Origin of the sequence: Nocardia aobensis NBRC 100429, from assembly GCF_000308375.1 — a bacterium.
GTDB lineage: Bacteria > Actinomycetota > Actinomycetes > Mycobacteriales > Mycobacteriaceae > Nocardia > Nocardia aobensis.
This window is the reverse complement of record NZ_BAFQ01000063.1, coordinates 26,038-35,201: the sequence shown is the minus strand read 5'-3', so window position 1 is coordinate 35,201 and position 9,164 is coordinate 26,038. Positions and strand designations below refer to the sequence as shown.

Below are 9,164 nucleotides of genomic sequence, written 5' to 3'. Positions count from 1 at the left end.
TGCGCGGCCACGACGGCCGGTTGTTCTGGAAGGCCGCCGAACCGGTCAGCGCGTGGCGCTTCGACCGCGGAACCGTTGCGCCGCAACCGACCTGGCGTGGAACCGGCCTGTGCTACGAGGGCAATCTGGCGTGATCGCAGCTCAGCCGTGTTTGCGGTGCGGAACGAATTCCAGGGTCAGCAGCGCGAGTGCGGTGAAGACGATCTCACGCCAGCGGATGAGGACGAAGCGCTGATTACCGAAGGAGTTGAACTTGCGCAGGAACCGATACAGCGATTCCAGCCGGATCAACGGGTCCAGCGTGCGGGCCAGCACATAGATGGCCTGTGCGGAGCGCGACCGCTCCTTGTCGGCGAACAGTTCGGGGAAGGCCGCGAACGCCAGCGAGATGCGGTGCACGTCGTTGTCGCGGCCGTAGTCGACGAGGTCGACGATCATCCGCTCGTCCAAGCCGTTCGGGGCGTCCTTGCGCCGCCACGGCACATCGAGGCTCAGTTCGCTGCCGTGATTGGAGGACCCGTAGCGCTGGAATCCGGCGACCCGGCCCTCGCCGTCGCGGGCGATCACCACGAGCATGCCCGGATTCCGGCCGTCGAGCAGATGGTCCAGGATCATCGAGAAACCGCGGGTCTGATGTCCGCTCCCCCACTCGTCGACGATGCCGAGCAGCGTCTCGCGCATCTCGCGGTCGAGTTCGCGTTCGGGGATCACCTCGGTCTTGACGCCGAAGTTGCGGGTGCGGCTCACCGCCTGGCGCAGGTTGCGGAATTTGCGGCCGACCATATCGAAGGAGTCGACCTCGACCACCACGTCGCGACCGATCGGAATGGCGTGCAGGCCATGGTGATCGGCCGCGCGAGTGCGCCACAGTTCGGTGACCGCGGGGCTGGCGCCCAGCACCGCGATCCGCCAGCCGTGGGCGGAGGCGAATTCGGAGAACTCGGCGATGAGCCGGCCGAATTCGGCGCAGTTGCCGACCGGGTCGCCCGCGACCACCGCGATGCCGAAGCGGGCGCGATATCCGATCGCGGCGTTCGAATCCGCGCTGAAGAAATAGGATTTCGCCGAGTGCAGGGCGAACGGGGCCAGCGGATCCTCGACCGTGCGATCGACCAGTGCGGCGATGCGATGCTGCTGATCCGGTTGCGGGCGCGAACCCTGCGGCAACATCAGGATCAGGCCTGTCGAGGCGAGACAGACGAAGCCGACCGTGCCGTGGTCGCTGCGGTAGGCGATGTTGGAGACCCCGAGCACGATCACCGCGACGGTGAAGTGCGGCAGGGTGATCGGCCGCCGCAGATGCAGACCGCGCGCCACGAACAGGCCCGACAGCGACACCGCCACGAACCAGCCGCGATTGACACCTTCGCGCGAGGCACGGTCGGCCGCGTAGAGCAGCACCACCCCGACCAGCAACAGCACCGCGATCAACGGAACCCGCACGGCGCGGGTCGGATTCAGGGCGGCGTGCCGATAGGTGCGGTAACCGGTGACGGCCGAATTGAGTTCAGCCATCACGGTCTCCGCTCACACAGCGCATCGCGTGTGCCGTCGAGCAGGTGGGCGTAGCGCACGTCCACGAACATCCTCACCATGGTGGTCCTCCCGAATGGTCGCGTACGGATACAGTATGCGGAACGCTCGTTCCGGCTCCGCGGCGCCCCTCGCACGGTGACGACGGCACACCACACTCCGTACCAACCGTTATCGCGCCCGGTCTGTTCCCCGCAACACGTTATCGGCTCGCAGATCCGCTGGTATCGCGGGAATTCATCGCCGGTCCACGAAAACGTCGCCTATCACCCCCGGTGAGCCCCGCGATCACGGCAACCGCCGCGATCACGCATCGGTGTCGTTCATCGCGTACCCGGCCGCGACGGATCTACGCCCCGCTCACCCGCCGAAGACGCGCTCGACGACCGTCTTCGCCCGCCGCGTGACGCGCATGTAGTGGTCGAGGAATTCGCTGCCGTCGTCGGTCGGCCAGCCCGCGACCCGGGCCACGGCCGAGAGCAACGGCCCGGGACCGGGCAGCTGGTCGGCGGGTTTGCCGCGCACCAGCACCAGCGCGTTGCGGGCCTTGGTCGCGGTGAGCCAGGCGTCGCGCAGCAGTTCCACATCGAGGGCGTCGAGCAATTTCTCGCGCTCGATCACCGCGAGGCATTCGAGAGTGGAGGTGTTGTGCAGATCGGGACACTCGTGCGCGTGCTGCAGTTGCAGCAGTTGCACGGTCCACTCGATATCGGCGAGACCACCGCGGCCGAGCTTGGTGTGCGTGGCCGGATTCGCACCGCGTGGCAGGCGCTCGGAGTCGACTCGCGCCTTGATCCGCCGGATCTCGCGCACGGCCTCCTCGGAGACACCGCCTTTGGGATAGCGGACCGGATCGATGGAATGCAGGAACCGCAGGCCCAGCTCCTCGTTGCCGGCGACCTGATGCGCGCGCAGCAGCGCCTGCACTTCCCACGGCTGCGCCCACTGCTGGTAGTAGGCGCGATACGCGGCCAGGGTGCGGACCAGCGCGCCGTTGCGGCCCTCCGGCCGCAGCCCGGCGTCGACTTGCAGCGGCGGATCGGTACTGGGCGCGCCGAGGAGCCGCTGCACCTGTTCGGCCACGCCGATCGCCCACTTCACCGCGACCGTCTCGTCCGCGCCGGGGCGCGGATCGCAGACGAACAGCACGTCCGCGTCGGATCCATAGCCCAGTTCCATCCCGCCGAGCCGGCCCATGCCGATCACCGCGAAATCCGCGGGCGCGGGCGCGGCGTGCTCAGCCTCCCAGGCCCGGATCACCGCCTGCAGCGACGCCTCGAGCACCGCGACCCACACCCACGACAGCGCCCGGCACACCCGCGGCACCTCCAGCATGCCGAGCACATCGGCGGAGGCGATGCGGGCCAGCTCGTGGCGGCGCAGCGAGCGGGCGGTGGCGACGGCACGCCGGGGCTCGTCGTAGCGGGCGGCCCCGGCCAGGATGCTGGAACGCACGTCCTCGGCCTTCGGGCTCAGCAGCAGCGGCCCGTCGGGTCCGTCGGCGAACATCCGGATGGTCTCGGGCGCGTTGATCAGCAGATCCGGCAGATAGGCCGAGGAGCCGAGCACGATCATCAGCCGCTGCGCGATCGCGCCCTCGTCGCGCAGTTCGCGCAGGAACCAGATCTGATCGTCGAGGCCCTCCGACACCCGCCGATAGGCCAGCAACCCGGCATCGGGATTCGGTGTGTCACCGAGCCATTCGAGCAGGGTCGGCAACAGCAGCGCCTGGATGCGACCCTTGCGCCCCACCTCGCCGGTGAGTGCCTTGAGGTGGCCGAGGGCGTTCTCCGGCGCGGCGTAGCCGAGGGCGGCGAGCTGACGGACCGCGGCCTGCGGACTCAGCCGCAACGCGGCGGCGTCGAGGCGAGCCACCGATTCCAGCAGCGGGCGGTAGAACAGCTTCGCGTGCAGCCGGCGCACCCGCAGCGTGTTGCGTTTGATCTCGCTGCGCAGCACCCCGACCGCGTCCTGGCGGCCGTCGGGACGCATATGCGCCGCGCGGGCGAGCCAGCGCATCCCCTCCTCGTCGTCGGGTGCGGGCAGGGTGTGCGTGCGCTTGAGCCGCTGCAGTTGCAGGCGGTGCTCGAGCAGGCGCAGGAATTCGTAGGAGGCGGTGAGGTTGGCGGCATCGTCACGGCCCACGTAGCCGCGCGCGGCCAGCGCGGTCAGCGCCTCGACCGTGCCCGGCACGTGCAGCGATTCATCGGCCTTACCGTGCACCAACTGCAGCAGTTGCACCGCGAATTCGACGTCGCGCAGGCTGCCGTGGCCGAGTTTCAGTTCGCGCTCGCGCATGTCCTCGGGCACCAGACTCTCGACCCGGCGCCGCATTCCCTGCACGTCGGAGACGAAATCCGGTCGTTCCGAGGCGCTCCACACCATCGGCATCAGCGCCTCGCCGTACTGCCTGCCGAGTTCCAGATCGCCGGTGGCGGGGCGGTTCTTCAGCAGCGCCTGGAATTCCCAGGTGCGCGCCCAGCGCTTGTAGTAGGTGGTGTGCGAATCCAGGGTGCGCACCAGCGCGCCGGCCTTGCCTTCCGGGCGCAACGCGGCATCGACGTCGAAGAACGCGCTGCCCGCGATGCCCATCATCTCCGCGGCCAGCCGCGTCGCGGTGGTGTCGGCGGGTTCGGCGACGAACACCACATCGACATCGGAGACGTAATTGAGTTCGCGCGCACCGCATTTGCCCATCGCGACCACCGCCAGCCGGACCGGAACCGGCTCGTCGGGGCAGATCCGCGCCACCGCCACCGAGAGCGCGGCGGTGAGTGCGGCATCGGCGAGATCGGTGAGATGGTTGCCGACCTGCTGATACGGCAGCACCGGCTCGTTCTCGACGGTGGCGGCCAGATCGTGGGCGGCCAGCACCATCAGCTGATCCCGATATCGCTTGCGCAGCAGGGCGATCGCGTCGGGACCGGCGTGGGCGGCCCGATAGAGCATCGGGGCGGCGTTCGGCCCCGTCTCGGGCGTGGCGCCGACCACGTCGAGCAGATCGTCGAGGATCTCCCGCGTGCTCGGCAGTTCCCGCCGCAGCAGCTGCCAGCTCGCCGGATCCGCGACCAGATGATCGGCGAACGCGCTCGACGAGCCGATCAGCGCGAACAGCCTGCCACGCAACGGCAGATCGGTGCGCACCGCGGAATCCAGTGCGGCCCAATCGGACCCGAGCGCCTCGCGCAGGCGGACCAGGGTCAGCAGCGCCAGATCGGCGTCCGGCGACCGCGACAACGCCCACAGCAACGAAACACTGTCGACATTGTCCCAGGCGAGCTCTCGTAACGACGCGGCTGCCGTCGGCTCCAGCAATCCCAGCCGACCGGCACCGGGCACTGCGGGACGTGCAGTCGGTGGCCGGACCATTCTCTCAAATTACCGTTACGGCCGAGCATGCGGAAGTTGCCTGCTCGCGGCGGTGGCGGGAGCGCTCGGCCGACGTTCGCCGAGGCCCGATTCCTCGCCGCCGATCCGTCCACCGCAGTGCGGCCGCGGTGAAGTAGGTCGGCCGCAGGCCACGCGCACGCAGCCCGCGGTCGCCCCGATCCTCAGAAGCTGTGTTCCGGGCCCGGATAGGTCCCCTGCGCCACCTCGCGCGCGTATTCCGCCGCGGCGCTGCGCAATTCGTCACCCACGCGGCCGAAGCGCTTGACGAACTTGGCCGTCTTGCCGCTGGTGTAGCCGGCCATGTCCTGCCAGACCAGGACCTGGGCGTCGCAGTCGCTGCCGGCGCCGATGCCGACGGTCGGGATCGTCAGCTTGTTGGTCACCTGACCGGCCAGCTCGGCGGGCACCATCTCCATCACCACGGCCACGGCGCCGGCCTCCTGCACCGCGATGGCGTCGGCGATCAGCTGTTCGGCCCCGTCGCCACGGCCCTGCACGCGGTAGCCGCCGAGGGTGTTCACGCTCTGCGGAGTGAAGCCGATATGCGCCACCACGGGGATGCCGGAGGCGGTGAGCCGGGCGATGTGCTCGGAAACCCGTTCTCCGCCTTCGAGTTTCACCGCGTGCGCACCACCCTCCTTCATGAAGCGGGTGGCGCTGGCCAGCGCCTGTTCCGGAGAGCCCTCGTAGCTGCCGAACGGCAGGTCGGCCACCACCAGGGCGTGCGGCGCCCCGCGGACCACGCCGCGCACCAGCGGCAGCAGTTCCTCGATCGTTATCGGCACGGTGGTGTCGTAGCCGTAGACCACGTTTGCCGCCGAATCGCCAACCAGCAGCACGGGGATGCCGGCCTCTTCGAACAGCTTCGCGGTGGAGTAGTCGTAGGCGGTCAGCATCGCCCACTTCTCGCCCGCGGATTTCCATTGCTGCAGGTGCTGTACTCGCGTCTTCCGCCGGGAAGTTGTCGGTGCGGCGCCGTAAGCGGTGGTTTCGGAAGCAGGATTGTCCTGAGCAGCGGACATCATCGTCCCTTTCGTCTGTCCTCGAGGCCCGATCGGGTCCCCGGGTTGCTATGACCCGTCCAGTCTGCCACCGCGACAGGGCCGCATTTAAGGCGTGCCCGGGATGGGATTCGTCACAGCGGTAGGAGCGACGTGGCCGGAGGAGACAGCCTGCGTAACCACGGGGCCGCCGCGGACACAGCCGAGGAACACAGGCGGAGATGGAAGGATGGCGCGCATGTCCTTGTCGCGATCCGGTCGCGTCGCAGCCGCGGTGGCCCTGATGTGTGTGGCCGCCGCCTGCTCGTCGACGTCGAAGAATCACCCCGTCGCCCCGCCGTCCGCGCCGAGTCCGGCCGCGCTGCAGAAGTACTACGCCCAAGTTCCTTCATGGGGTAGCTGTGACGGATTCGGCGATTCCTCGACCCGATTCCCGCAGGGCACCGAATGCACGCACATCTCGGTGCCGATCGATTACGACAAGCCCGAGGGCGCGACCGCGCAGATCGCGGTGTCCCGGATCAAGGCGACCGGGCAACGCATCGGATCGCTGCTGTTCAACCCGGGCGGTCCCGGCCAGGCCGGACTGTGGATGGCCGCGCAGGGCCAGGACACCCCGCTCGCGCAGCGGTTCGACCGGATCGGTTTCGATCCGCGCGGCGTCGGCGCGTCCACACCGCTGATCGAATGCCTGACCGGGCAGCAGTGGGATGCGCAACGCGCCGAACCGCCCAAGGACTACACCCGCGCCGGCATCGCGGCCGCCGAGCAGGAGAACAAGGATTTCGCGGCGCACTGCACCGAGAAGACCGGCAACGAGTTCCTCGCCCACGTCGGCACCCGCGAGGTCGTGCAGGACATGGACATCATCCGGGGAGTGCTCGGCGACGACAAGCTGAATTACGTCGGCTACTCCTACGGCACCCGGCTCGGCTACACCTACGCCGAGAAGTTCCCGGACAAGGTGCGGGCCATGGTGCTCGACGGCGCTCTCGATCCGGACGCCGATCCGGAGAAGGAATCGGTGCAGCAGGCCGCCGGATTCCAGAAGGCGTTCGACGCCTACGCCGCCGACTGTACGAGCAAACCGGACTGCCCGCTCGGCCAGGACGCGAGCCAGGCGGTGGCCCGCTTCCACGATCTGGTCAACCCGCTCTGGGACCACCCGGCCGAGACCCGCGACGGCCGCGGCCTCACCTACAGCGACGCCGTCACCGGTGTGCAGAACACCCTCTACGCCGAGGACAGCTGGAATGTGCTGAGCGCGGGCCTGGCTCAGCTGGCCAAGGGGAAGGGCGACATCCTGCTGCAGCTCGCCGATCTCTACGACGGCCGCAGCAAGGACGGCAGCTACGACAATTCGCAGGACGCGTTCCTGGCCATCCACTGCGTCGACGATCCCGCCATCAAGGACCGCACCGAAACCGATAAGCAGGACGCGGAATACCGCAAGGTTGCCCCGTTCCTCGACGACGGCCACGCCACCGGGCAGGCGCCGCTCGAGATGTGCGCGTTCTGGCCCGTGCCCAACAGCGGCTCCCCGCACGACATTTCCGCACCCGGCCTGCCCAAGACCGTGGTCATCTCCACGACCGCGGATCCGGCCACGCCGTATCAGGCCGGTGTCGATCTGGCCCATCAGCTGGGCGCGGCACTGATCACCAACAAGGGAACCCGGCACACCGCGTTCCTCTCCGGCGGCGTGCCGTGCGTCGACGATGCCGTGTTCGCCTACCTCACGGACCTGAAGACACCGCCGGAAGGGCTCACCTGCGGCTGACGCCACACATGCGGACCGGCGGTTGTTGCACGATGTAACACGGATTTAACCGCGGGTGCCTACGCTCGCGCGTATGGATCGCCAGAAGGAATTCGTGCTGCGGACGCTCGAGGAGCGGGACATCCGCTTCGTGCGACTCTGGTTCACCGACGTCCTGGGATATCTGAAGTCGGTGGCGATCGCCCCCGCGGAGCTGGAAGGCGCCTTCGAGGAGGGCATCGGATTCGACGGCTCGGCGATCGAGGGCTTCGCCCGGGTGTCGGAGGCCGATATGGTCGCCAAGCCCGATCCGTCGACGTTCCAGGTGCTGCCCTGGTCCACCAGCAAGGGCCATCAGCATTCGGCGCGCATGTTCTGCGATATCGCGATGCCCGACGGATCGCCGTCGTGGGCCGATCCGCGCCACGTGCTGCGCCGGCAGCTGAACAAGGCCGGTGACCTGGGCTTCAGCTGCTACGTGCATCCGGAGATCGAATTCTTCCTGATCCGTTCGGCTCTCAAGGACGGCCGCCCGGTGCCCGCCGACAACGGCGGGTTCTTCGACCAGGCCGTGCACGACGAGGCGCCGAACTTCCGCCGCCACGCCATCGACGCGCTCGAATCGATGGGCATCTCGGTGGAGTTCAGCCACCACGAGGGCGCACCCGGCCAGCAGGAGATCGACCTGCGCTACGCCGACGCGCTGTCGATGGCCGACAACGTGATGACCTTCCGCTACCTCATCAAAGAGGTGGCCATCGACGAGGGCGTGCGGGCCTCGTTCATGCCCAAACCCTTCTCCGACCACCCGGGTTCGGCCATGCACACCCACATGAGCCTGTTCGAGGGTGAGCACAACGCCTTCGCCGATCCCGACGACCCGAACAACCTGTCCGAGACCGCCCGCGCGTTCATCGCCGGCATTCTCGAACACGCCAACGAGATCAGCGCCGTCACCAACCAATGGGTGAACTCCTACAAACGCCTGATCCACGGCGGTGAGGCGCCGACCGCCGCGTCCTGGGGCCGGTCGAATCGTTCTGCGCTGGTCCGCGTTCCGATGTACACGCCGAACAAGCAGTCCTCGCGGCGAGTCGAGATCCGCAGCCCGGATTCCGCCTGCAATCCGTACCTGGCCTTCGCGGTGCTGCTGGCCGCGGGCCTGCGCGGTATCGAGAAGGGGTACACGCTGCCGCCCGAGGCCGAGGACGACGTGTGGTCGCTGACCACCGCCGAACGCCGCGCGATGGGCTTCCGCGAGCTGCCCTCGACCCTGGACGAGGCGCTGCGGGCGATGGAACGGTCGGAGCTGGTCGCCGAAACGCTGGGCGAGCACGTATTCGACTTCTTCCTGCGCAACAAGCGCCACGAGTGGGCCACCTACCGCGCCCAGGTCACACCGTGGGAGCTGGGCGAGTACCTGACGCTGTGATCGGCTGTGCGAGACCGGCTTCGGCCGCCCGCACCGACGATCGGCGAGC

5 protein-coding genes are annotated in these 9,164 nt (G+C 68.5%); 2 read left to right on the top strand and 3 right to left on the bottom strand.

Annotation, left to right across the window (positions count from 1 at the left end; genetic code table 11):
- Positions 1-141: 141 nt before the first annotated feature.
- The 3 genes from RJ03_RS08765 to panB form a co-directional block, all read right to left on the bottom strand.
- Complete coding sequence (locus RJ03_RS08765) at positions 142-1,515, bottom strand: bifunctional lysylphosphatidylglycerol flippase/synthetase MprF (RefSeq protein ID WP_036499990.1); 1,374 nt, start codon at positions 1,513-1,515, stop codon at positions 142-144.
- A gap of 378 nt (positions 1,516-1,893) precedes the next feature.
- On the bottom strand, positions 1,894-4,902 hold the full coding sequence (locus tag RJ03_RS08760) for a bifunctional [glutamine synthetase] adenylyltransferase/[glutamine synthetase]-adenylyl-L-tyrosine phosphorylase (protein WP_036499966.1): 3,009 nt from the start codon (positions 4,900-4,902) through the stop codon (positions 1,894-1,896).
- Between the two features lie 182 nt (positions 4,903-5,084).
- Positions 5,085-5,948, bottom strand: coding sequence for a 3-methyl-2-oxobutanoate hydroxymethyltransferase (gene panB / locus RJ03_RS08755; RefSeq protein ID WP_086006860.1), 864 nt, complete (start codon positions 5,946-5,948; stop codon positions 5,085-5,087).
- A 205-nt stretch (positions 5,949-6,153) separates the two neighbouring features.
- Here panB and RJ03_RS08750 point away from each other — a divergent pair, with 205 nt between their 5' ends.
- Positions 6,154-7,704, top strand: coding sequence for an alpha/beta hydrolase (locus tag RJ03_RS08750; RefSeq protein WP_086007212.1), 1,551 nt, complete (start codon positions 6,154-6,156; stop codon positions 7,702-7,704).
- 73 nt (positions 7,705-7,777) lie between these two features.
- A complete protein-coding gene (gene glnA, locus RJ03_RS08745; protein WP_030515350.1) occupies positions 7,778-9,115 on the top strand; it encodes a type I glutamate--ammonia ligase in 1,338 nt (445 codons plus the stop codon).
- Positions 9,116-9,164 lie beyond the last annotated feature (49 nt).